Annotated in this window: 24 protein-coding genes; 14 read left to right on the top strand and 10 right to left on the bottom strand. The window is 72.2% G+C overall.

Features of this window, described 5'->3' with window-relative positions:
• Positions 1 to 97: 97 nt before the first annotated feature.
• Positions 98 to 454 (top strand): helix-turn-helix domain-containing protein, encoded by a 357-nt coding sequence (locus tag ACFWR9_RS04275; RefSeq protein ID WP_383835237.1) that lies wholly within the window; start codon positions 98 to 100, stop codon positions 452 to 454.
• A gap of 115 nt (positions 455 to 569) precedes the next feature.
• Positions 570 to 1,025 carry a DUF6214 family protein gene (locus ACFWR9_RS04270; protein ID WP_383835234.1) on the top strand — a complete coding sequence of 152 codons (456 nt, stop codon included), beginning with the start codon at positions 570 to 572 and terminating at the stop codon, positions 1,023 to 1,025.
• Positions 1,026 to 1,043: 18 nt separating this feature from the next.
• On the opposite strand, the gene ACFWR9_RS04265 is transcribed toward ACFWR9_RS04270, so the two are convergent.
• Positions 1,044 to 1,700, bottom strand: a complete 657-nt coding sequence (locus tag ACFWR9_RS04265) for a DUF305 domain-containing protein (RefSeq protein ID WP_383835515.1) — start codon at positions 1,698 to 1,700, stop codon at positions 1,044 to 1,046.
• A 227-nt stretch (positions 1,701 to 1,927) separates the two neighbouring features.
• Here ACFWR9_RS04265 and ACFWR9_RS04260 point away from each other — a divergent pair, with 227 nt between their 5' ends.
• Positions 1,928 to 3,430 carry an LVIVD repeat-containing protein gene (locus tag ACFWR9_RS04260; protein WP_383835231.1) on the top strand — a complete coding sequence of 501 codons (1,503 nt, stop codon included), beginning with the start codon at positions 1,928 to 1,930 and terminating at the stop codon, positions 3,428 to 3,430.
• On the opposite strand, the gene ACFWR9_RS04255 is transcribed toward ACFWR9_RS04260, so the two are convergent.
• From ACFWR9_RS04255 to ACFWR9_RS04235, 5 genes are all read right to left on the bottom strand, one after another.
• A complete protein-coding gene (locus tag ACFWR9_RS04255; RefSeq protein ID WP_383835228.1) occupies positions 3,418 to 4,101 on the bottom strand; it encodes a TetR/AcrR family transcriptional regulator in 684 nt (227 codons plus the stop codon). The two genes, ACFWR9_RS04260 and ACFWR9_RS04255, sit on opposite strands and share 13 nt — an antisense overlap.
• 163 nt (positions 4,102 to 4,264) lie before the next feature.
• Complete coding sequence (locus tag ACFWR9_RS04250; RefSeq protein WP_383835226.1) at positions 4,265 to 4,954, bottom strand: HAD family hydrolase; 690 nt, start codon at positions 4,952 to 4,954, stop codon at positions 4,265 to 4,267.
• 229 nt (positions 4,955 to 5,183) lie between these two features.
• Positions 5,184 to 5,855, bottom strand: a complete 672-nt coding sequence (locus tag ACFWR9_RS04245) for a phosphatase PAP2 family protein (RefSeq protein WP_383835223.1) — start codon at positions 5,853 to 5,855, stop codon at positions 5,184 to 5,186.
• A 59-nt stretch (positions 5,856 to 5,914) separates the two neighbouring features.
• Positions 5,915 to 6,850 (bottom strand): M56 family metallopeptidase, encoded by a 936-nt coding sequence (locus ACFWR9_RS04240; RefSeq protein ID WP_383835220.1) that lies wholly within the window; start codon positions 6,848 to 6,850, stop codon positions 5,915 to 5,917.
• 135 nt (positions 6,851 to 6,985) lie between these two features.
• Positions 6,986 to 7,537 (bottom strand): DUF5134 domain-containing protein, encoded by a 552-nt coding sequence (locus ACFWR9_RS04235; protein WP_383835217.1) that lies wholly within the window; start codon positions 7,535 to 7,537, stop codon positions 6,986 to 6,988.
• A 209-nt stretch (positions 7,538 to 7,746) separates the two neighbouring features.
• Between ACFWR9_RS04235 and ACFWR9_RS04230 the strand changes: the two genes are divergently transcribed.
• Both ACFWR9_RS04230 and ACFWR9_RS04225 read left to right on the top strand, forming a co-directional pair.
• Positions 7,747 to 9,453 carry an FUSC family protein gene (locus tag ACFWR9_RS04230; protein ID WP_383835214.1) on the top strand — a complete coding sequence of 569 codons (1,707 nt, stop codon included), beginning with the start codon at positions 7,747 to 7,749 and terminating at the stop codon, positions 9,451 to 9,453.
• Complete coding sequence (locus ACFWR9_RS04225; RefSeq protein ID WP_383835211.1) at positions 9,450 to 10,007, top strand: MarR family winged helix-turn-helix transcriptional regulator; 558 nt, start codon at positions 9,450 to 9,452, stop codon at positions 10,005 to 10,007. Before ACFWR9_RS04230 ends, ACFWR9_RS04225 begins: the two co-directional genes overlap by 4 nt.
• A gap of 104 nt (positions 10,008 to 10,111) precedes the next feature.
• Here ACFWR9_RS04225 and ACFWR9_RS04220 read toward each other — a convergent pair whose 3' ends face one another.
• Both ACFWR9_RS04220 and ACFWR9_RS04215 read right to left on the bottom strand, forming a co-directional pair.
• A complete protein-coding gene (locus ACFWR9_RS04220) occupies positions 10,112 to 10,876 on the bottom strand; it encodes a VOC family protein (protein ID WP_383835208.1) in 765 nt (254 codons plus the stop codon).
• A 110-nt stretch (positions 10,877 to 10,986) separates the two neighbouring features.
• Entirely contained in the window at positions 10,987 to 11,379 is a 393-nt protein-coding gene (locus tag ACFWR9_RS04215; protein WP_383835205.1) for a VOC family protein, read from the bottom strand.
• Between the two features lie 76 nt (positions 11,380 to 11,455).
• Here ACFWR9_RS04215 and ACFWR9_RS04210 point away from each other — a divergent pair, with 76 nt between their 5' ends.
• Positions 11,456 to 11,995, top strand: coding sequence for a GNAT family N-acetyltransferase (locus tag ACFWR9_RS04210; RefSeq protein ID WP_383835202.1), 540 nt, complete (start codon positions 11,456 to 11,458; stop codon positions 11,993 to 11,995).
• A gap of 3 nt (positions 11,996 to 11,998) precedes the next feature.
• Here the strand turns inward: ACFWR9_RS04210 and ACFWR9_RS04205 are convergent, their stop codons facing one another.
• The gene (locus tag ACFWR9_RS04205; protein ID WP_383835199.1) at positions 11,999 to 12,682 is read right to left on the bottom strand and encodes a glycerophosphodiester phosphodiesterase; all 684 of its coding nucleotides are present in this window, start codon (positions 12,680 to 12,682) and stop codon (positions 11,999 to 12,001) included.
• Between the two features lie 228 nt (positions 12,683 to 12,910).
• On the opposite strand from ACFWR9_RS04205, the gene ACFWR9_RS04200 reads away from it, so the two are divergent.
• From ACFWR9_RS04200 to ACFWR9_RS04185, 4 genes are all read left to right on the top strand, one after another.
• Positions 12,911 to 14,308, top strand: coding sequence for a DUF6421 family protein (locus ACFWR9_RS04200; protein WP_383835196.1), 1,398 nt, complete (start codon positions 12,911 to 12,913; stop codon positions 14,306 to 14,308).
• Between the two features lie 59 nt (positions 14,309 to 14,367).
• Positions 14,368 to 15,114, top strand: coding sequence for an SDR family NAD(P)-dependent oxidoreductase (locus ACFWR9_RS04195; protein ID WP_352153659.1), 747 nt, complete (start codon positions 14,368 to 14,370; stop codon positions 15,112 to 15,114).
• The gene (locus tag ACFWR9_RS04190; RefSeq protein ID WP_383835193.1) at positions 15,111 to 16,181 is read left to right on the top strand and encodes a threonine aldolase family protein; all 1,071 of its coding nucleotides are present in this window, start codon (positions 15,111 to 15,113) and stop codon (positions 16,179 to 16,181) included. The genes ACFWR9_RS04195 and ACFWR9_RS04190 overlap by 4 nt, the downstream gene beginning before the upstream one ends.
• An 86-nt stretch (positions 16,182 to 16,267) precedes the next feature.
• Positions 16,268 to 16,840 (top strand): transglutaminase family protein, encoded by a 573-nt coding sequence (locus ACFWR9_RS04185; RefSeq protein ID WP_383835191.1) that lies wholly within the window; start codon positions 16,268 to 16,270, stop codon positions 16,838 to 16,840.
• A 10-nt stretch (positions 16,841 to 16,850) separates the two neighbouring features.
• Here the strand turns inward: ACFWR9_RS04185 and ACFWR9_RS04180 are convergent, their stop codons facing one another.
• A complete protein-coding gene (locus ACFWR9_RS04180; RefSeq protein WP_376361080.1) occupies positions 16,851 to 17,579 on the bottom strand; it encodes a lysophospholipid acyltransferase family protein in 729 nt (242 codons plus the stop codon).
• Between the two features lie 298 nt (positions 17,580 to 17,877).
• On the opposite strand from ACFWR9_RS04180, the gene ACFWR9_RS04175 reads away from it, so the two are divergent.
• From ACFWR9_RS04175 to ACFWR9_RS04160, 4 genes are all read left to right on the top strand, one after another.
• The gene (locus tag ACFWR9_RS04175; RefSeq protein WP_383835189.1) at positions 17,878 to 18,225 is read left to right on the top strand and encodes a TlpA family protein disulfide reductase; all 348 of its coding nucleotides are present in this window, start codon (positions 17,878 to 17,880) and stop codon (positions 18,223 to 18,225) included.
• Positions 18,226 to 18,370: 145 nt separating this feature from the next.
• Positions 18,371 to 18,880: a flavin reductase family protein gene (locus ACFWR9_RS04170; protein ID WP_383835187.1), complete on the top strand. Its 510-nt coding sequence runs from the start codon at positions 18,371 to 18,373 to the stop codon at positions 18,878 to 18,880.
• A 230-nt stretch (positions 18,881 to 19,110) separates the two neighbouring features.
• Positions 19,111 to 19,899 carry an electron transfer flavoprotein subunit beta/FixA family protein gene (locus ACFWR9_RS04165; RefSeq protein ID WP_383835184.1) on the top strand — a complete coding sequence of 263 codons (789 nt, stop codon included), beginning with the start codon at positions 19,111 to 19,113 and terminating at the stop codon, positions 19,897 to 19,899.
• Between the two features lie 84 nt (positions 19,900 to 19,983).
• Positions 19,984 to 20,958, top strand: coding sequence for an electron transfer flavoprotein subunit alpha/FixB family protein (locus tag ACFWR9_RS04160; RefSeq protein ID WP_383835181.1), 975 nt, complete (start codon positions 19,984 to 19,986; stop codon positions 20,956 to 20,958).
• Positions 20,959 to 21,100 lie beyond the last annotated feature (142 nt).

Raw genomic sequence — 21,100 nt, 5'->3', positions numbered from 1 at the left:
GGGGCGGGACAGCTAGTACGATACGTCTCGTAGTACGGCGAGTGTCAAACTACGGCGATCCTCGTACAATGAAGACCCCGGACGAACTGGAGTCGCTGTGCCCCCCGCCGCCGCAGGCGCCCGTGAGCTGCCGCACCCCACGCGCGGAGAGATCCGGCTCGAGGGCGTGCTGCATGCGCTCTCCGATCCGGTGCGGCTGCGGATCGTGCGGGATCTCGCCGCCGACAGCGACGCGCTCTTCTCCTGCTCGCACTTCGAGCTGCCGGTCACCAAGTCGACCACCACGCACCACTTCCGGGTGCTGCGCGAGAGCGGGGTGGTCCGGCAGGCCTACTGCGGCACGGCCAAGATGAACGGCCTGCGGAGGGGGGACCTGGACGCGCTGTTCCCCGGGCTGCTCGACGCCCTGCTGTCCGCCGCCGCCCGCCAGGCCGCCGCCCCTGGTGACAGTTGACCGCGTGTTCCGTTCGTATGGAATGTGACCATTCGGTTACGTTGTGTATGTGCTCGAAGCATCCTTCTTTGATCGTTCTCTTCAGCTTTCCGATCGCTGTCCGGACGACGGTGAGATGTCCGTGCGGCACGCCTGGGTCGTGAGGGAGGGCGGCACCACGGCCTCCTGGTTCGACGTCCGGCTGGCGTTCGCCGACGGCGCCCGGGTGGACGCGCTCGCCGTCCTGTCCGGTCAGGAGGTGCGGGTCGAGGGCGTGCGGGCCGAGCCGCCCCTGTCCCTCGACGACCTCGCCGTGCTCGCCGAGTGGCTGGAGAACCCGCTCTTCGCGGCCTGCGTGCCGGCGCCCGCCCATGCCGTACCGGCCACGTCGCGCCGGGCCCGTCCCGCGTGGCCAGGCAGCAGGGAAGAGCGCCGTCTCGTCGCGCGGGAGTACCGCGAGGCCCGCGAGGAGGGGGCCGACCCCGTCCTCGCGGTGATGCGCGTGACGGGGCACAGCAGGCGCAAGTCCCTCAGGCTGATCGGCCAGGCGCGCGACGAGGGGTTCCTGGCGCCGCGTCGCGCCCGCCGCTGAGCCGCCGTCGGCCTAGCGTCACAGCATCTCGCGCATCCGCGAGATCTCGCTCGTCTGCTGGGCGACCACGTCGTCGGCCATCTCCTCGACCTGCACGTTGTTGCCCTGCGACTTGACGTCCGTGGCCATGGTGATCGCACCCTCGTGATGGGTGATCATCAGAGTGAGGAAGAGCTGGTCGAAGGCGGTCCCCCGCGCCGCGCGCAGCTTCTTCAGCTGTGCCTCGGTCGCCATGCCGGGCATCGCGGCGTGCTCGTGCCCGCCGCCCGTCTCCTTCTCGTCCTTCTCTTCCTTCTCGCCGTGGTTCTTCAGCCAGCCCCGCATCGCCTCGATCTCAGGGCCCTGCGCGGCGGAGATCCGTTCGGCGAGCTTCTTGATCCGGCCCGACTCGGCCTGCTTCGGCACGAGTTCGGTCATCTTCAGCGCCTGGGCGTGGTGCTGGATCATCATCCGCGCGTAGGAGACGTCCGCCGAGTTGGGGGAGTCGTCGTCGGCGCGCTGCTTCTCGGCGTCCTCGGCGGACAGCGTCCGGTTGCCCTCGCCCGGTTGGCCGGGAGCGATCACCGAGGGCCCGGTCGTGGCGGCCGACCCGGTGTCCGAGCCCGAGTCGCAGGCGCTCAGGCCGAGCACGGCCAGTGCGGTCAGCGAGGCCGTGACGAGCGACGCGCCGGACATCGCGGGGCGAAAGGGCACAACAACCTCCTGTGGCTGGGGGCAGCCCCTCTGGGGGAGGGATGCGGAACACCTCGTGGGTGCGATGACCGTCCTAGCACGCTTCCGCGCGTCACTGATCAAAAAACTTCATTGCGTGTTTGTTGAGCCCCTGTTGGTATGGGCATGGCGAAGACGATACTGCGTGGTGCGTGAACCGTTCCGACGGGAACGGACCTAGGGAGGAAACAGTGACCCTGTTGAACGACCCGCGAACGCGGCGCAGACGCCTGGGAGTCGCGGCGGTCGCCGCCGGACTGCTCTCCGCGCTGCTCACCGCCGGCCCGGCCGTGGCGACCCCAGACCCCGGGGACAGCCCGGCCACGTCGAAGGAGGTGTCGAAGAGCGCGCGCGCCGACGTGCGCGAGGCGATAGAGAGCGGCGAGATACCCGGCCAGGACGAGATAGTCCACTCGGACAACATCGAGCACCTGACGAACATCCCCAAGGACGCGCTGTCGGGGACCAATTCGGACCTGGCCTTCCAGGGCCGGTACGCCTTCGCCGGCAACTACGACGGCTTCCGCATCTTCGACATCAGGAACCCGAAGAAGCCGAAGACCGTCGCCCAGGTGCTGTGTCCCGGTTCGCAGAACGACATCTCCGTCTCCGGGGACCTGCTGTTCCTGTCGACCGACTCCTCGCGCAGCGACAGCAGTTGCAACAGCACCACGCAGCCGGCGACCGAGAAGTCCTCCTGGGAGGGCATGAAGGTCTTCGACATCAGCGACAAGCGGAACCCGAAGTACGTCGCCGCCGTCGAGACCGCCTGCGGCTCGCACACCCACACGCTGGTGCCCGAGCGCAAGAACGTCTACGTCTACGTCTCCTCGTATTCGCCGAGCGCCTCGTACCCCGACTGCCGGCCGCCGCACGACGGGATCTCCGTCATCAAGGTGCCGCGCAAGGCGCCCGAGCGGGCAGCGGTCGTGGACTTCCCGGTGCTGTTCCCCGGTGAGGGCCCCGACGGCGGCGGCAACCCGGGCGGGCCCACCAACCCGGGCGTCTCCAAGACCACCGGCTGCCACGACATCACCGTGCTGCCCTCCAAGGACCTGGCGGCGGGCGCCTGCATGGGTGACGGGATCCTGTTCTCCATCAAGAATCCCGAGCGTCCGAAGGTCATCGACCGCGTCCAGGACAACGTGAACTTCGCGTTCTGGCACTCGGCGACCTTCAACCAGAAGGCCAACAAGGTCGTCTTCACGGACGAGCTGGGCGGCGGCGGCGCGGCCACCTGCAACGCGGAGATCGGCCCGGACCGGGGCGCCGACGGCATCTACGACATCGTCGGCCGGGGCGACCACCGCAAGCTGGTCTTCCGCAGCTACTTCAAGATCCCCCGTCACCAGGCGGACACCGAGAACTGCGTCGCCCACAACGGCTCGCTGATCCCGGTCAAGGGCCGCGACATCATGGTGCAGGCCTGGTACCAGGGCGGCGTCTCCGTCTGGGAGTTCACCGACTCCAAGCGCCCCAAGGAGATCGCCTACTTCGAGCGCGGACCGCTGACCACGGACGGCATCACCACGGGCGGTTCCTGGTCGGCGTACTACTACAACGGCTACATCTACTCGAACGACATCGCCAAGGGCTTCGACGTCCTCAAGCTCAACGACCGGCGCACCGACCCGGCCAAGCGGGTTCACCTGCGTGAGCTGAACACGCAGACGCAGCCGGACTACTTCGACTGAGCCTGGTCGTCGGGCCCGCTGGTCGCGAAGAACCGCGACAGGTCCGTGTCGCACGTCGTCCCGTCGGACGCCTCGGCGTCCGGCGGGACACCCATCTCCCACTCCAGCCGGTAGCGCTTGAACAACTCGGCGCGCAGTACCGGCACGGGCATCGGTACGCCCGGCACCAGGGCCGCGAAGACGGCGCCCATCAGCAGCGCGCGCAGCGTCGGGTAGTCGCGGTCGACGTCCCGCGAGCCGTGCCGGGCGACGGTGTCCCGCAGCAGTTCCGCCAGCCTCCGCTGCTCGGGGCACGGTACGAAACCCACCTCGGCCTGGAGCAGGCCCGCCATGTGCTGGCGCATGAGCACCGGCCGGTCCCTGGCGAGGCCCAGGATCGCGTCGATGGCCCGCGCCATCCGCTCGGCCCCGTCGGCGGTGCCGGGTTCGCGCTCCAGGGCCTCCTCCAGCGTGCGGTGCATCAGCCGGTGCACGGCGGACTGCACCAGTTGGCGTTTGCCGGGGAAGTAGTACGAGACCAGGCCGCGCGCCGAGCCCGCGCGGTCGGCGATGGCGCCCAGCGTGGTCGCCTCGTACCCGTGCTCGCCCACCAACTCCACGGCGGCCTGCAGGAGCCGCTCCTTCGAACGCCGCCGCAACTCTTCATTGACCGAGGCGCTGCGCGGGGACATGCTGTACTCCTGCGTTGACTGGCTGGCAGCCAACTATACTCGGCGCAGGCGGGCCGGCCTCCAGAGGTCCGGTCCGGTCATGTCCGTCCCGGGCGACACGGGGGATCGTCCGGGGCGGACGCACTCGCCCCGCTGGTCGCCTCGGGCCACGTGCCCGCCCCGTTCAGCGCACCAGGTCGAGCACCGGCCGCAGCCCGGCCGGACGCTCGGTCACCGGCAGATGATCCACGAAGTGCACCCCGCAGCCCAGGGCCGCGGCGCCGCCGTCCGCCCGCCGGTCGTCACCGACCATCAGGGTCCGTCCCGGCTCGACGCCGAGTGCCTTACAGGCGAGGGCGAACAGCCGGGGGTCGGGCTTGCGGATGCCGTGCTCGTAGGACAGGACGTACGTGTCCACGTACCGGTCGAGGCCGTGTGCGCGGAAGACCGGCCGCAGGTCCCAGCCGATGTTGCTGACCACGCCCACGGCGACGCCCTGCCCGCGCAGCGCCTCCAGCACCTCGGCGGCGTCGGGGTAGGGGCGCCAGGCGCCCGGTGTCATGTGCCGGTCGTACAGCGCGTCGTGCAGCCCGGGGTCCGGTAGCGGCACCCGCCGGGACAGCCCGGTGTAGGCGGTCCGGTGCAGCTCGGAGCTCTCGTCGCGGATCTCCCACACCCCGGCCAGCTCCTCCGGCACCCGCACCGGCGGCGCGCCACCGGGCAGCGCCCCCGCGGCCTCCAGGGCCCGCGCCGTCTCGGCCAGCTCCGGACCGGACAGGGTCACGCCGGCACCGTCGAGCACCGCACGCAGCCAGGCTTCGGAGGATTCGATGCGGAACAGGGTCCCGGAGAAGTCGAACAGCACGGCGGTCATGGGCGGATCCTACGAGGGGCCGCGGCGCTCTTGGACGGGGGCCGGGGACGGGGCCGTGAGCGAGGGGGCTCGGGATGGGCTCTCCGGTCGGGAGCGGTGTGCCCCGCGGTGCGGCTGCGCCCGGTGGGCTCCGGCGCAGGGAGCGGGGGCATCGGGGCGTTGGGCGGACCCGTTCGAGGCGACGCACCAGTGCCCCGAGTGACCCGGCGGTGGTGCGCCGGTGACGGGCTCAGGGATGCCGGCGCTGGTGTACCAGTACCGCGAGTGCCGTGACCAGGATGCCCAGGAGCCAGCCGCCCGCCACGTCCGTGGCCCAGTGCACGCCCAGCCATACCCGGGTCACGCCGACGCCCGCCACGGAGATCGCCGCCACGGTCCAGGCGGCGCGGCGCAGAGCGGGGGAGGCGCCGTAGTAGTGGACGAGCCACACCAGGAGGCCGCACACGAAGGTCGCCGTCATGGCGTGGCCGGACGGGAAGGCCGCGTAGTGGGCGGAGTCCACGGGGTCGGGCCAGACCGGGCGGGGGCGGTCCACCGCCGCCTTCAGGACCTGCTGGACGAGGCTGCCCAGCAGGCAGGTGGCCCCCAGCCAGACGGCCGTCCACCGGCCCCCGCGCCGGAACCACAGCCACAACACGACCACCGCGCACAGGAGTCGCATCGTCCACGTGTCCCACACCCAGTCGGTGAGGACCCGCATGACCTGCGTGACGTCTGGTTCGTCGACGGCCCAGCGGTGCGTCGTGGTCGCGATGTCGTCGTCGAGGCGGATCAACGGCCCCCACTCGACGGCCACCAGCGTGAGCAGCAGCGCGGAGCACACGGCCAGCGTCCAGGTGAGGCCGGGAGCCGTGCGGGGGCGCGGTGGAGTGGGCGGGGAGTCGACCGGCGGCGTCTGCATGCTGCGATACTCGCCGACCGGGCGGCCCGGAGGCGAATTCCCGGGGTACGAGCGGCCCGCTAGCCCAGCGCCCGCAGCCCCGGCGCGAACGCCACCAGCACCGGCACCGCCGGCACCAGCGCGGCCGCCGCCGTCAGCCGCAGCCGTCGGGCCGCCGAGAGCCGGTCGGGCGGGGTGAGCAACCGGTGCACCCGCTGCGGGACCTGGGCCTGCGGGGTCGGGCACGGACCGAACACGCCGCGGCCCTCGTTGAGTTCGACCAGTGCCAGCGCGGTCGTGAGGCGACCGAAGCGGCGGGACGCCACGTCGTCCGCGGCGAGTTCGACCAGGCGGTGCATCTCGTCGCGGAACGCGGCGAAGACCGGCACCTGCGGGAACCCGTCCGCCAGCGCGGCCGAGCAGTGCAGCAGCCAGTCGTGCCGCGCCTGCGCGTGCCCCTTCTCGTGGGCGAGGACCGCGTCCAGCTGACGGCCCTTGAGGCGGCTCAGCGCGGCGGTGGTGACGACCAGTTGCGGGGGAGTGCCGGGCAGCCACCAGGCGTCCGGCCGCTCGCCCTCCAGGACGACGAGCCGGTCCGGGCCGGGCACCTCGCCGGGCAACAGCGGGGCGCGGTGCAGGAGTTCCGCGTGGCGCACCCGACGCCGGGACCGGGCCCGTACGACCTCCCTGACCAGCATCGCGGCGCTCCACAACCCGGCGCAGGCCAGCGTGAGCGCGGTCGTGTCCGCCCAGAGGCCGGACGTGCCGAGCGCGTAGGCCTCGACCACCGGGCCCGGCGCCGTCGCGAAGACGGGCCCGCCCACCGCGTGCCAGGCCGCCGCCGCGCTGAACGTCATCGACAGCGCGCAGCACACCAGTACGGCCGCCACCACGCACTGCCACACCCACAGGGCGACCACCGGTTCGCGGTCCGGCCAGTCGGCCCGGGCGAGCAGCCTGGGGGCGAGCACGGCCGTCAGGGCGCCGAGCAACAGCAGTGCCGCGGGGAGAATCATGGGGGCAGCCTATGAGCGCGGCGCCGCCGGCAGTACGGGCCGACGCCCAAAGTGACGCAGGCAACGATTGCGCGCGGCGAACACCGGGCAAGACCGGCCGGTGGCGGGGTTACACGGCGCGGTCGCACTGCCGGGTCACATGGCCGCCAGCATGGCCAGCATCGCGATGCCCATGGAGAGGCGGCAGGCCCGGGCAAGCTCCGGCCGGTCCCCCCACCCGGCCGTCGGACCGCCCCCGGCGACGGCGACGACCGGCAGCAGGCGTACGCCGGACAGCAGGACGTAGCCGGTGAAGTAGAGCAGCAGCGCACCCGTCGCCGCGGGTGGTCCCGACGCGCCGGGCCCGTGGGCATGGGCCGGCGAACCGGCCATCACCACCGCCATGTAGACCATCGCCGCGGCTCCGACGAGGTGGTGCAGATGGTGACCCCCGTACCGCGCCGCCGCCCATACGGCGCGCAGCCCGGCGGCGCCGAACACCACCACGTATCCGGCCCAGGCCCACACCGGTGGGGTGAACGCCGCCGCGGGCACGGCCATGGCGGCCATGCCGAACCCCATCAGGGCCTCGCCGCCCGCGGCACGGCGCTGTTCCCCCTCATGGCTGCGCATCCGCAGCAGGCAGTACGCGCCGGTCGCCGCGCACAGCGCGACCAGCAGCCATCCGGGCGACGCCGGTCCGTGCACACGCACCTCCCCGTTCGGCGGTCCACGGTCGGTCAAGGCCTGCCCCGGCCACACGGCGCGCACGCGAGCGCAAGGGGGTACGCAGGGGGTATTCGGGGGAGCGCGGGGGATCGCCGCTGGTCGGGGCCGCGGTATGGCGCGACGTGGGGGTCGGCGTCGACTCCAGGAAGCAATCATTCACAAGTAAAACACATGCTAAAGTAATCCGTATGAGCAGTGCGCCCCCTTCCGCGTCCGGAATCCCGCCCGGCCGACGTCTGTCCCTGACCGGCGTGCTGCGCCTGCGCCGGCCCTCCGAGATCTGGTTCAAGCCCGCCCTGAGTTCGGTCGCCGCCGTCGCCCCGCCCAACCTGCTCCTGCTGTCCCTCGGCCGGCTCGACCTGGCGATGTACACGATGGCCGGGTCCCTGTGCGCGCTCTACGCCCACAACCGCCCCTACGCCGCCCGGGCCCGCGCCCTCGCGTGGGTGGTGCTCGGCATGCTCGGCGGCGTCGCCCTCGCCCTGGTCACCGCCTCGCTCACCCGGAACGCCGTCGTCCTGGTCACCGTCGGAGCCCTGCTGGCCGCCGTGCAGAAGGCACTGTGCGACGCCACCCGCATCGGCCCGCCGGGCAACGTGGTCCTGACCTTCATCAGCTCCGCCGCCCTCTTCGTCCCGCACACCCTCGGCCAGATCCCCGCCCACCTGGCGCTGGGCGCCGCCGCCGGCGCCTGGGCCTGGCTGGTCTGCATGGCACCCGTCCTGGTCCGACCGCACGGCCCGGAACGCCGGGCCACCGCCCAGGCCCTCAACGCCGCCGCCGCGTACGCCGAAACCGCGCACGCCGACCCCCGTGGCACCGGCGACGGCCACGCCCCCGCCCGTGCCGCCGGGTACGGAGCGGTGCAGAACGCCTGGCAGACGCTGCTGTCCGTCCCGGCCACCGGCACCCGCGCCACCACCCGGCACGCCCTCGAACGCCTCGTCGTCCGCGCCGAGGTCGCGCTGGCCGCCCCCGCCGACACCGACCCCGAGCCGCTGCGCGCCTGGGCCATCGCCCTGCGCGGCACCGGCCGCGTCCCCCGCACCGACGACGGCCCGGCCGTCACCGACGAACTCCTCGGCGTCGACACCGAACTCGCCGCCCGCCCCGCCCCCCTGTGGCAGCGGCTCGGCCCGCTGACCCCGGTCGCCGTACGCACCGCCCTCGGCTGCGCCCTGGCCGGCTACGCCTCCCTGGCCCTCGGGGTCGGCCGCCCCTACTGGGCCCTGGTCACCGCTGCCGCGCTCTACCAGGCCAACCTGACCCTCACCTGGAGCCGGGCCGTGCAGCGCGTGGTCGGCAACCTCGCCGGGGTGCTGCTCTTCGCCGCCATCGCCCCCCTCGCCCACCTCGGGCAGGCCCTGCTCGTCCTGCTCTGCCTCGCCCTCAACTTCGGCGCCGAGGCCCTGATGACCCGCAATTACTGGCTCGGCAGCGTCTGCGTGACCCCGATGGCGCTGCTCATCACCGAGTTCGCCGGAAACCAGGAACCGGGTTCCCTGATCACCGAGCGGGTGGTGGACACCCTCGTCGGCGCCCTGGTCGGCTTCCTGGCCGCCGTCGCCGTCACCGACCGGCGCGCCGGGAACCGCGTCGAGCGGGCGCTGCGGGCCGCCGACCGGGCCCGGGAACACACCGCCCGCGTCCTGGCGGAGCCCGAACCGGCGCCCAGCGCCCTGGAGGCTGCCCGCCGGGCCCTGGCCGCAGCGCTGACCGACCTGCGGGCCACCGTCGACGGGGCGTCCGGCGAATGGTGGGGACGCGCACTGCCGCAGGAGAGGGTCGTGCTCGCCGAGCAGTCCGGACACCGTACGCTCGCCGCAGCGGTGCGACGCCGGGCAGCGCGTCGGGACCGGGACACGGGCACGAGAGCGGAGGACGTACGGCCATGACCGCAACCGACGGGGGCTCGGCGACCGGGGGCGACGGGAGAGGGGGACCGGGCGGGGACACCGTGGCCGCGGTCGTGCGGCAGTGGCGGGCCGTCCACCCGGACCTCGACACGGGGCCGATGGAGATCATCGGCCGTATCAACCGCTGCGCCGCCCTCCTCCAGCAGGCCGAGGACGCCCCGCTGCGCCGGGCGGGCCTGAGCCGGGCCGAGTTCGACCTCCTCGGCGCGCTGCGTCGCACCGGCCACGAGCTGACCCCTGGCGACCTCGCCCGCGAGACCTTCTCCTCGGGTGCGGCCGTCACCAAGCGCCTCAAGCAGCTCACCGAGCGGGGCCTGGTGGAACGGCGTGGCGACACCCGTGACCGCCGCGTCGCCCACGTCCGCCTCACGGAGAGCGGACGCGACCTCGTCGACGGCATCCTGCCCGAACAGCTCGCCTACGAGGCCGCCGTCCTGTCGGGCGTCGACGAGCCCCGGCAGGGCGAGTTGGCGGCACTCCTCGGCGGGCTGCTGGGCCAGCTGGAGGGCCGCCTGGACGCGCTGCGGGTCTGACCGGGGCACCTGACGGCCGGGCCGGACCGGGCCCCCGACGGCCGGGCCGAACAAGCGCCACGCCTCCTGACGGGAGCAGGCGCCACACGCCCCGCCCGGCAGGCTCAGCGCTCGTCCCCCGCCCGGTACACGCCGAACATCGCGCCCCGCGGGTCGCGCAGCACCGCGATCCGCGGTCCGTCGGGAGGCGAGACGGGCTCCATCAGCACCGTGCCGCCGCCGTCGGTCGTGCCGGCCGCCGCCGTGTCCACGTCCGCCACCGCGAAGTAGGGCAGCCAGTGCGCCGGCACCTCGTGCGGGAACTTGTCGTCCATCGTCACCATGCCGCCGAAGTCCGCCCCGCCGATGCCCCACTGCGGGTAGTACTCCGAGGCGGTGACGCTCCAGCCGAACACCGTGGTGTAGAAGTCGGCGGCCCGGTCGGGCTCGCGGGTCAGCAGTTCGACCCAGCCCAGCGAGCCGTGCGCGTTGAACAGTCCGGCACCGGCGAACGAGCCGGGCTGCCACAGCTGGAACAGGGCCCCGGTGGGGTCCACCACCACCACGAAGCGGCCGTGGCCGAGGACGTCCGTGGGACCCTCCGGCACCGTGCCGCCGGCCGCCGTCACCTGCCGGACGGCGGTGTCCGCGTCGCGCACGGCGAACACCACGTTCCACGCGACCGGCTGCTCCGGCCGCGACAGGGGGGTCAGGCCGGCGACCGCCTCACCGCCGAGCCGGGCGATCGTGTGGCCGCTCGCCCGCTGCCTCGGGTCCGTCTCGGGGCGCCAGCCGAACAGCCCGCTGTAGAACCGCTCGGCCGTCGCCAGGTCGTCGGTCCCCAGCTCCGCCCAGCAGGGTCCGCCGGTCACCGGTTCGTGGAGCTTCATCGTGGAGCCTCCTTCCGCCGGGCCGCAGGCCGTCCGCCCCCTTCCAGCACGCTAAGGCCGCCCCGGGGCCGGGGCCATCCGGCACGCACCGCCCCGGCGGCCGGGGCGGCTCAGATCCCCGGCCGGTAGCGCAGCGGATGCTCCGCGGGCACCTCCACCAGCACGATCCGGGTGCCGTCCGGATCCGCGATCCACATCTCCACCAGCCCCCACGGCTCCTCGACCGGCGGCCGCACGATCTCTACGCCCTTGGCGCGCAGTTCGTCGTGGGCCGCCGCCGCGTCCTCGACCTGGAGCCACACCTGGAGCGCGGGGGAGAGCGGGGCCGCGGAGCGCCCGGAGACCTCCAGGAAGCCGCCGCCGAGGAAGTAGACGGTGCCCCGTTCGGGACCGGTGCCGAACTCCCGGTGGACGGCGAGGCCGAGCTGGTCGCCGTAGAAGGCGCGGGAGCGTTCGGGGTCGGTGGGGCGGAGCAGGATCCGGCTGCTGAGTACATGCACCATGCGTCCCGACCCTACTGGCGGCGTTACGCTCATCGGTGCCCCCGCCGCGCCCGAGAACGAACCGGAGACGCCCCACATGGACACCACCGCCGGCCGACTGGTCTACCGCGATGCCACCGACACGGACGTGGACGGGATCGTGGCGCTCATAGAGTCGGCGTACCGGGGCGACTCCAGCCGGGCCGGGTGGACCACCGAGGCGGACATCCTCCAGGGGCAGCGCACGGACCCGCAGGGCGTGCGGGACGTCGTGAAGTCGCCGGACAGCCGGCTGCTGACGGTCGAGCGGGACGGCCGGATCGTGGCCTGCTGCCAGCTGGAGCACCGCGGGAAGCACGCCTACTTCGGCATGTTCGCCGTCAGCCCCGCGCTCCAGGGCGAGGGCCTCGGCAGGACGATCATCGCGGAGGCGGAGCGGCAGGCCCGCGAGACGTGGGCCGCCACGGAGATGCACATGACCGTGATCTCCGTCCGCGAGGACCTCATCGCCTGGTACGAGCGCCGCGGCTACCGCCGTACGGGAAAGATGACGCCCTTCCCGTACGGCGACGAGCGCTTCGGCCTTCCGCTCCGCGACGACCTGCGGTTCGAGCTGCTGGTCAAGCCGCTGGTCTGAGCCTCAGGCGGTGAAGCGGCCGGTGCGCTTGATCTCCGGGTAGTCGGTCGTCGCGCCGTCGAGGCCCAGGGCGCGCACCAGCCGCAGCTGGTCCTGGGTGTTGATGGTCCAGGAGAAGACCCGCAGACTCGCCTTGCGGGCCCGTTCCACGATCTCCAGGGTGATCCGGTTGATGTCCAGACACAGGGTCCCGGCGCCCGCCTCCACGGCCCGGTCCACGACTTCCTTGCCGTAGTACTGCGCGACCAGGGCGGTTCGCACCCCCGGCACCAGCCGGGCGATCTCGACGATGGCCTCGTCGTGGAACGAGATCACCTCCACCCGGTCCACCAGGTCCCGGCGGAGCATCACCTCGGAGAGTGTCCGGGCGGCCGCCGCGTCCTTGATCTCGGCCTGCAACGGCACGGAGACGGCGTCCAGCACCTCCTCGAAGACCGGGATGCGCTCCCCGCTGCCCGCGTCCAGCGCGCGCAGCTCCTCGAGGGTCTTCTCGGCGATCGCGCCGGTGCCGTCGGTGGTGCGGTCCACCTCCGCGTCGTGCATGACGACGAGCGCGCCGTCCTTGCTCAGGTGCAGGTCGAGTTCGACGACGTCGAGGCCGGCCTGCTCGGCGGCGACGAAGGAACGCAGGGTGTTCTCGGGTTCGACACCCATCGCTCCGCGGTGACCGATGGTGAGGAAGTTCAAGGCTCGACTCGCTTCCGTCGACGTCGGCGATGGCAGGGCGGCAGCCTAACGGCCCTGCGGGACCGTTTCCCCTCTGCCGCGCCTGGTATACGAGCCGAGGCGTCCCGCAGGAAAAAATGCGGTGAAGGCCAGGGTGAGGCAGGATAATTTACGGGGCCTCCCCTTGATGGGAGAAACCTCGTATGCATACGGTGTCCTGACGCAAGCTTCTCTCGTAGAGGATGGGACATGACGGAAATTCTTGTGCAGGTGGGTGCGGAGGGCGACGTTCCTCCGGTGAGCAGGGTGGTGGAGCACCCGGCGTGGCCCGTGCTCAAGGATGCCGTGGAGCGGATCCGGCCATGGCAGTCCAAGGACGGGTCGATCGACTTCGACGCCGAGGGCACGCCCGGGCGGACCGACGCCGAGGACGCCGTACGCCGGGTCGTCGAGGCGGTCCGGGAGCTGTCCCCGCTCCTCCCGCACGACCACGCCTACCACGAGGCCCTGGTGGCCGACCTCGGCCGCTGGGCCGACGGCGGCTTCGAGGTGCCCGACTTCCTCGACTCGCTGCTGGCCTTCCAGCCCGCCGCGGGCCGCGCGGACGGCCTCCAGCACCTGGTCGTCTTCCCGATGTACACGCAGAACGGCAACCCGGACCGCAACCTCGAAGCGGTCGTGCTGCGCATGGTCTGGCCCGACTGGCTGGCCGAACTGGAGCGCACCCGCTACGACAACCCGATGTTCTGCGGCATCACCTTCGAGGACTTCACGGCCGGCTACGACACCAACTCGGCCGTCCTCTTCCCGGAGACCATCGCCGTGCGCGAGGCCCCGGAGCGCTTCTCCTGGGGCGGCATCTTCTGCGACCGCGAGGCCGCCCGCTTCCGCCGCGTCACCGAGGCCGCCGTGGGCATCCTGGGCGTGGAGCTGCCCGAGGACGTCGCCGCGCTGGTGGACGACCAGAAGCGCTGCGAGGAGGCCTTCGTCCTGTGGGACATGGTCCACGACCGCACCCACAGCCACGGCGACCTGCCCTTCGACCCGTTCATGATCAAGCAGCGCCAGCCGTTCTGGATGTACGGCCTGGAGGAGCTGCGCTGCGACCTCACCGCCTTCAGGGAGGCCGTACGCCTGGAGGCCGACGGCGTCCCGCAGGCCCGTGACGTGCAGTACGCGGTCCTCTTCGACCGCATGTTCCGCTTCCCCGTCACCGGCGAGCGCGTGCGCAACTACGACGGGCTCGGCGGTCAGCTCCTCTTCGCCTACCTGCACAAGCACGACGTGGTCCGCTGGACCGACAACAAGCTGTTCATCGACTGGCAGCGCGCCCCCGAGGTCACCAACCAGCTGTGCGCCGAGATCGAGACGCTCTACCGGGACGGCATCGACCGCCCGAAGATCGTCCACTGGTTCGCCGGCTACGAGCTGGTCTCCACCTACCTCGCCCCGCACCCGGGCTCGAAGTGGGCGAAGGGCCCCGACGCCCTGGACCTGACCCTGCCCCCGCGCAAGCTGGTCGACGACGTGCTTGCGGACGAGTTTCCGCTGAGCATGTTCTACGAGGCGCTGTCCAAGAAACTCAAGAAGGTGATTGCCTCGACCCGGGGCATCACCGCGGACGGCGCCGGACGGGCCGCCGCGTGAGCGACGGCACCGGAGGTCAGGCACAACAGCGGCAGGCACAGGCTCGGGAGGCGAGGACCATGGGGAACGGGGCGCTCGACGGCGCGGTGATCGCGGTGGCAGGGGCGGGCGGACCCGCCGGACGGGCCGCGCTGCTGCGGCTCGCCGAGGCGGGTGCGACGGTCGTCGGCTCGGACAACGACCCGGAGCGGCTGGCGGAGGCCGTGGACGCGGCCCGCTACGCGCACGGTGGCGCCAGCGTCACCGGCGAGACCGTGGACCTGCTCGACCTGGAGTCCGCCCGCGCCTGGGCCGACCGCACCGAGCAGGAGTTCGGACGGGTCGACGGCCTCGTCCACCTCGTCGGCGGCTGGCGCGGCAGCCAGAGCTTCACCAAGACCAACCTCGACGACTGGGACCTGCTGGAGCTGCTGCTCATCCGCACCGTGCAGCACACCTCCCTCGCCTTCCACGAGGCGCTCCAGCGCAGCGACCGCGGCCGGTACGTCCTGATCAGCGCCGCCGGCGCGAGCAACCCCACCGCGGGCAACGCCGCCTACTCGGCCGCCAAGGCCGCGGCCGAGGCCTGGACCCTGGCCATGGCGGACTACTTCCGCAAGGCGGGGGGCGAGCAGGGGCCGACGTCGGCGGCTGCGATCCTGGTGGTGAAGGCGTTGGTGCACGACGCGATGCGCGCCGAGCGGCCCAACGCGAAGTTCGCGGGCTTCACGGACGTGCGTGACCTCGCCGAGGCCGTCGCCGGAGTCTGGGACAAGCCCGCCGCGGAAGTGAACGGAAACCGCCTGTGGCTGACCGAGAAGCCGTGAACCCTCCGAAGACCGACGCGCGTCGCCATCACGACCCCGAGGTCCGCGGCTTCGCCAGTGACAACTACGCCGGGGCCCACCCGGAGGTGCTCGCCGCGCTCGCGCTGGCCAACGGCGGGCACCAGGTCGCGTACGGCGAGGACGAGTACACCGAGAACCTCCAGCGGGTGATCCGCGGCCACTTCGGCTCCGGCGCCGAGGCGTTCCCGGTCTTCAACGGCACCGGCGCCAACGTCGTCGCGCTCCAGGCGGTCACCGACCGCTGGGGCGCGGTGATCTGCGCCGAGAGCGCGCACATCAACGTCGACGAGGGCGGCGCCCCCGAGCGCATGGGCGGGCTGAAACTGCTCACCGTGCCCACGCCCGACGGCAAGCTCACCCCCGACCTCATCGACCGGCAGGCGTACGGCTGGGACGACGAGCACCGCGCGATGCCGCAGGTCGTCTCGATCACCCAGAGCACCGAGCTGGGCACGCTCTACACGCCCGACGAGATCCGCGCCATCTGCGAACACGCCCACGCGCACGGCATGAAGGTGCACCTGGACGGCTCCCGGATAGCCAACGCCGCCGCCTCCCTGGACGTGCCCATGCGGACGTTCACCAACGCCGTCGGCGTCGACCTGCTCTCGCTCGGCGGCACCAAGAACGGCGCCCTGTTCGGCGAGGCGGTCGTGGTCCTCAACCAGGACGCAGTCAGCCACATGAAGCACCTGCGCAAGCTGTCCATGCAGCTCGCCTCCAAGATGCGCTTCGTGTCGGTGCAGTTGGAGGCGCTGCTCGCCAAGGACCTGTGGCTGCGCAACGCCCGGCACGGCAACGAGATGGCGCGGCGCCTCGCCGACGGCGTGCGTGCCGTGCACGGCGTGGAGATCCTCTACCCGGTGCAGGCCAACGCGGTCTTCGCCCGGCTGCCGCACGAGGTGAGCGAGCGCCTGCAGAAGCGGTTCCGGTTCTACTTCTGGGACGAGGCCGCCGGTGACGTCCGCTGGATGTGCGCCTTCGACACCACCGAGGACGACGTCGACACCTTCGTGGCCGCGCTCAAGGAGGAGATGGCGCGCTGAGCCAGGGGGCTCCCTCGATGCATAGATATGCGGTCACCTGAAAAGTCATTGACTGACGGGTGATCGCGTTTCTATGCTCTGCGGGCATGGAGCTGATCCAGAAGACCCCCGACCTGTCCGCATATCTGGCCGCCGACGAGGTCATCGACCACGACCATCGCCGCGTACGGGAGGTGGCCGGCGGACTCGCCAAAGAGGCGGCCGATTCGTATGCGTATGCACGACTGGCCTTCGAGTTCGTGCGGGACACCATCCCGCACTCAAAGGACTCCGGAGACCCGCGCGTCACCTGGCGGGCCTCCGACGTCCTGGAGCGGCGCACCGGCATCTGCTACGCCAAGGCGCACGCGCTGACCGCCCTGCTGCGGGCCGAGGACATCCCGACCGCCCTGTGCTACCAGCGCTTCGACGTGGTGCACGGACTGGTCGCCGTACGCTTCAACGGCGCCTGGCACCGGCAGGACCCGCGCGGGAACAAGCCCGGCGTGAACGCGCGGTTCTCCCTGGAGGGGGAGCGGCTGGCCTTCACGCCGGACCACGAGGCCGGGGAGGCGGACTACCCGGAGCTGTACGCCGCGCCGCACCCGGCCGTACTGGACGCCCTGAAGGCGGCCACCGACCGGCCGCACCTGTGGGCGATCCTTCCCGCGGCGCTCTGACCCGCCCGGCTCAGTGCGCCTGGGCCGCGCGCAGCTGCTCCTGCGTCGGCGCCGTGCCGCCGAGATGGGCCGGCATCCACCAGGTGTCGTCCGCGCCCTTGGGACGCACCGGGTAGGCGCGCTGTGCGGCCTCCAGCAGCTCCTGCACGCGCTCGCGCAGGCGGCGGGTGATCGCGCCCGCGTACTGCTCGCGGGAGGCCTCCATCGCCTCGCCGACCCGGATCGTGACCGGGGTGTGGCTGCGCTTGAAGTTGCGCGGGTGTCCCTTGGTCCACAGCCGCTGCGTACCCCACAACGCCATCGGGATCAGCGGGACTCCCGCTTCCTGCGCCAGGCGCGCGGCGCCCGACTTGAAACTCTTCAGCGTGAACGACTCGGAGATCGTCGCCTCCGGGAAGACCCCGATGATCTCGCCGGACCGCAACGAGTCCAGGGCGTGCGCGTACGCCGCCTCGCCCTGCTTGCGGTCCACCGGGATGTGCTTCATGTTGCGCATCAGCGGGCCGGATACCCGGTGCCGGAAGACCGACTCCTTCGCCATGAAGCGCACCAGCCGCTTCTGGGGCAGCGCCGCCAGGCCGTCGAAGATGAAGTCCAGGTAGCTGATGTGGTTGCTCACCAGCACGGCGCCGCCCGCGCGCGGGATGTTCTCCGAACCCTGGCAGTCGATCTTGAGGTCCCACACCTTGAACAGGGTGCGGGCGAGACCGATGGCCGGGCGGTAGGCGAGTTCTGCCATGGGCGGGTCGGACCCTTCCTTGTCAGCCTGGGAAGGGGGCTCCCAGTCGAAAGTTACGCAGCCGTAGGTTTACGGCTTGTCGCAGATCGTGCCCCAAGAACGGCCCGTGTACCAGCCTTGGTGCCCGTACGCCGCGAGATCCTCATCACTCGCCCGTCCATTTGGTGGCCGGAAGACGATGGTGGACCGGGAATCTCCGCGTCGCCGCGAGTGCTGCACCTGGGGACGACCGGACCGGCGGCGCGCTACTCGGGCGCGCCCATGAGGGCCGCGGACGCGGCGGAACGGGGGCGCGCTGGTGCGCGGGCAGGGTGACGACGGCGGGCTCGGGACACCGGGCCCCCACCTCGACGCGGCCGACCTCGGGGCGGAACTCGGCACCCGCGCCACGCTCGTGCAGTTCTCCAGCGCCTTCTGCGCCCCCTGCCGTGCCACCCGGCGGGTCCTCGGCGAGGTCGCCCGCATGGTCCCCGGCGTCGCCCACGTCGAGATCGACGCCGAGGCCCGCCTGGAACTCGTCCGCGTCCTCGGCGTACACAAGACCCCGACCGTGCTGGTCCTCGACGGCGGCGGCCGCGTCGTGCGGCGCGCCGTCGGGCAGCCGCGCAAGGCGGACGTGATCGCCGCCCTGGGCGAGGCGGTGTGATCAGCGCCACGCCGGGGGTGAGGCGTCCTCCACAGCTTCCGCGTCCCGGGACGTATTTGACTGTGTGTGCCACCTGTCGTCAGCCTGCCCGAAGGCCCCGCTCCCCGTTGCCGGGACCGAGGCGCAACGCAGAAGGACACCCCGTATGACGGCCACACCCGACGTCGCCGCGCCGCGGCTCGCCACCGACGACCTGCTGCGGTCCGTCTTCCGGCGGCACGCGGCGGGAGTCGCCGTGATCACCGCGTCCGGTGCCGCCGGTCCGGCCGGCTTCACGGCCACGTCCCTCACGTCCGTCTCCGCCCGGCCGCCGCTGCTCTCCTTCGGCATCGGCACCGGCTCCTCCAGCTGGCCCGCGGTCTCCGCGGCCGAGTACGTCGGCGTGCATGTGCTGGGCGAACACCAGGAGGAGCTGGCCGCCACCTTCGCCCGCAGCGGCGCCGACCGCTTCGCGGCGCCCACCCCCTGGCGCGAGGGTCCTCGGGGAGTGCCCGTGCTGGACGGGGTCCTCGCCTGGCTCGTGTGCCGCGTCGTCGGCCGGGTGCCCGCGGGGGACCATCGCATCGTGCTGGCCGAGGTGCTGACCGGCGACCCCGCGGGCGCCGGCGGCCCGCTGCTGTACCACCAGGGCGGCTACACCGGTCTGCGCGACTGACCGGTGCCGGCTCCGGCACCGGCCGCTTCTGCGGAGGCGTCGAGTTCCGGTTACGCTGCGTTGCGAAGGTCACAGTTCAAAGCGCTTGCTTAGCGGGAAAGAACTGGGTGTACTGATGAGTAATATTCCGGTGCGAAGCGCAGGTCGCCCCGCCCGGGATCGGCCGCTTGGGGCGCCTATGCTGCCTGCAAGAGGCAGCACTGAAATGTCGACGCAGTAGGAGAGCCGGCGTGAGCTTGAGGATCGTTGTCACTGTGAAGTACGTGCCCGACGCCACTGGCGACCGGCACTTCGCCGATGACCTGACCGTCGACCGGGACGACGTGGACGGTCTGCTCTCCGAGCTGGACGAGTACGCGGTCGAGCAGGCGCTGCAGATCTCCGAGAATTCCGACGACGACGTGGAGATCACCGTCCTGACGGTGGGCCCCGAGGACGCCAAGGACGCTCTGCGCAAGGCGCTGTCCATGGGCGCGGACAAGGCGATCCACGTCGAGGACGAGGACCTGCACGGCACCGACGCCATCGGCACCTCCCTGGTCCTGGCCAAGGCGATCGAGAAGGCCGGCTACGACCTGGTCGTCTCCGGCATGGCCTCCACCGACGGCACCATGGGTGTCGTACCGGCGCTGCTCGCCGAGCGGCTGGGCGTGCCGCAGGTGACGCTGCTGTCCGAGGTCTCCGTCGAGGGCGGCGCGGTCAAGGGCCGCCGGGACGGCGACACGGCCACCGAGCAGCTGGAGGCCTCCCTCCCGGCCGTCGTGTCCGTCACCGACCAGTCGGGCGAGGCGCGTTACCCGTCCTTCAAGGGCATCATGGCGGCCAAGAAGAAGCCGGTTCAGTCCTGGGACCTCTCCGACCTCGACATCGACGAGGACGAGGTCGGCCTGGAGAACGCCTGGACCGCGGTCGACTCCGCGGCCGAGCGCCCGGCGCGCACCGCGGGCACCATCGTCAAGGACGAGGGCGAGGGCGGCAAGCAGCTCGCCGCCTTCCTCGCGGAGCGAAAGTTCGTCTGACGCAGCCTGGCGGGCCAGAAGTTCATCTGAGCCCCGCTCCGCCGACCGCCCCTCATCTTTCGCAAGCAGGAGAGAAGAAGTCCCATGGCTGAAGTTCTCGTCTACGTCGATCACGTGGACGGTGCCGTCCGCAAGCCGACCCTGGAGCTGCTGACCCTCGCCCGCCGTATCGGCGAGCCGGTCGCCGTGGCCCTCGGTGGCGGCGCCGCCGACACCGCCGCCGCCCTCGCCGAGCACGGCGCGGTGAAGGTCCTCACCCACGAGGCCGCCGAGTACGCCGACTACCTGGTCGTGCCGAAGGTGGACGCCCTCCAGGCCGCCGTCGAGGTGGTGTCCGCCGAGGGCTCCCTGGCCGCCGTGCTGGTCCCGTCCTCCGCCGAGGGCAAGGAGATCGCCGCCCGCCTGGCGCTGCGCCTGGGCTCGGGCGTCATCACCGACGCCATCGACCTGGAGGCCGGCGACGAGGGTCCGGTGGCCACCCAGTCGGTGTTCGCCGCCGCCTTCACCACCAAGTCCCGCGTCTCCAAGGGCACCCCGGTCATCACGGTCAAGCCCAACAGTGCCGCCGTCGAGCCCGCCGCGGCCGCGGGTGCGGTCGAGGCCCTGTCGGTCACCTTCTCCGCCGCCGCTACCGGCACGAAGGTCACCTCGCGCACGCCGCGCGAGTCGACCGGCCGCCCCGAGCTGACCGAGGCCGCGATCGTCGTCTCCGGCGGCCGTGGCGTCAACGGCGCTGAGAACTTCGCGATCATCGAGGCGCTCGCCGACTCGCTCGGCGCGGCCGTCGGTGCCTCGCGCGCCGCGGTGGACGCGGGCTGGTACCCGCACACCAACCAGGTCGGCCAGACCGGCAAGTCCGTCTCGCCGCAGCTGTACATCGCCTCCGGCATCTCCGGCGCGATCCAGCACCGCGCGGGCATGCAGACCTCGAAGACGATCGTGGCCATCAACAAGGACGCCGAGGCCCCGATCTTCGACCTGGTCGACTACGGCGTCGTCGGCGACCTCTTCGACGTCGTCCCGCAGCTCACCGAGGAAGTGAAGTCCCGCAAGGGCTGAGCGCCCTCCCGGCATTCCGGCCGAGGGCCCCCCCCCCCCGGGGCGGGTGGGGGGGGGGGGCCCCCTCGGGCGCGGTGGCGCCCCCCCCCACCGCCGTACGCCCGTCCCGGCCGAGGGCGAGGCCCGCCGGGTAGGAGGGGTC

This window comes from Streptomyces sp. NPDC058534 (assembly GCF_042717365.1).
In the GTDB taxonomy this organism is placed as follows: domain Bacteria; phylum Actinomycetota; class Actinomycetes; order Streptomycetales; family Streptomycetaceae; genus Streptomyces.
This window is presented reverse-complemented; position numbering and strand designations above follow the sequence as displayed.

Bases quoted from the DNA above. Each gene is read 5' to 3' on its own strand.
- ACFWR9_RS04240 (WP_383835220.1), bottom strand. From the start codon at position 6,850: ATGATTCTCCCCGCGGCACTGCTGTTGCTCGGCGCCCTGACGGCCGTG.
- ACFWR9_RS04160 (WP_383835181.1), top strand. From the start codon at position 19,984: ATGGCTGAAGTTCTCGTCTACGTCGATCACGTGGACGGTGCCGTCCGC.
- ACFWR9_RS04270 (WP_383835234.1), top strand. From the start codon at position 570: ATGTCCGTGCGGCACGCCTGGGTCGTGAGGGAGGGCGGCACCACGGCC.
- ACFWR9_RS04170 (WP_383835187.1), top strand. From the start codon at position 18,371: ATGACGGCCACACCCGACGTCGCCGCGCCGCGGCTCGCCACCGACGAC.
- ACFWR9_RS04265 (WP_383835515.1), bottom strand. From the start codon at position 1,700: ATGTCCGGCGCGTCGCTCGTCACGGCCTCGCTGACCGCACTGGCCGTG.
- ACFWR9_RS04220 (WP_383835208.1), bottom strand. From the start codon at position 10,876: ATGAAGCTCCACGAACCGGTGACCGGCGGACCCTGCTGGGCGGAGCTG.
- ACFWR9_RS04180 (WP_376361080.1), bottom strand. From the start codon at position 17,579: ATGGCAGAACTCGCCTACCGCCCGGCCATCGGTCTCGCCCGCACCCTG.
- ACFWR9_RS04210 (WP_383835202.1), top strand. From the start codon at position 11,456: ATGGACACCACCGCCGGCCGACTGGTCTACCGCGATGCCACCGACACG.
- ACFWR9_RS04225 (WP_383835211.1), top strand. From the start codon at position 9,450: ATGACCGCAACCGACGGGGGCTCGGCGACCGGGGGCGACGGGAGAGGG.
- ACFWR9_RS04185 (WP_383835191.1), top strand. From the start codon at position 16,268: ATGGAGCTGATCCAGAAGACCCCCGACCTGTCCGCATATCTGGCCGCC.
- ACFWR9_RS04250 (WP_383835226.1), bottom strand. From the start codon at position 4,954: ATGACCGCCGTGCTGTTCGACTTCTCCGGGACCCTGTTCCGCATCGAA.
- ACFWR9_RS04200 (WP_383835196.1), top strand. From the start codon at position 12,911: ATGACGGAAATTCTTGTGCAGGTGGGTGCGGAGGGCGACGTTCCTCCG.
- ACFWR9_RS04195 (WP_352153659.1), top strand. From the start codon at position 14,368: ATGGGGAACGGGGCGCTCGACGGCGCGGTGATCGCGGTGGCAGGGGCG.
- ACFWR9_RS04215 (WP_383835205.1), bottom strand. From the start codon at position 11,379: ATGGTGCATGTACTCAGCAGCCGGATCCTGCTCCGCCCCACCGACCCC.
- ACFWR9_RS04230 (WP_383835214.1), top strand. From the start codon at position 7,747: ATGAGCAGTGCGCCCCCTTCCGCGTCCGGAATCCCGCCCGGCCGACGT.
- ACFWR9_RS04255 (WP_383835228.1), bottom strand. From the start codon at position 4,101: ATGTCCCCGCGCAGCGCCTCGGTCAATGAAGAGTTGCGGCGGCGTTCG.
- ACFWR9_RS04245 (WP_383835223.1), bottom strand. From the start codon at position 5,855: ATGCAGACGCCGCCGGTCGACTCCCCGCCCACTCCACCGCGCCCCCGC.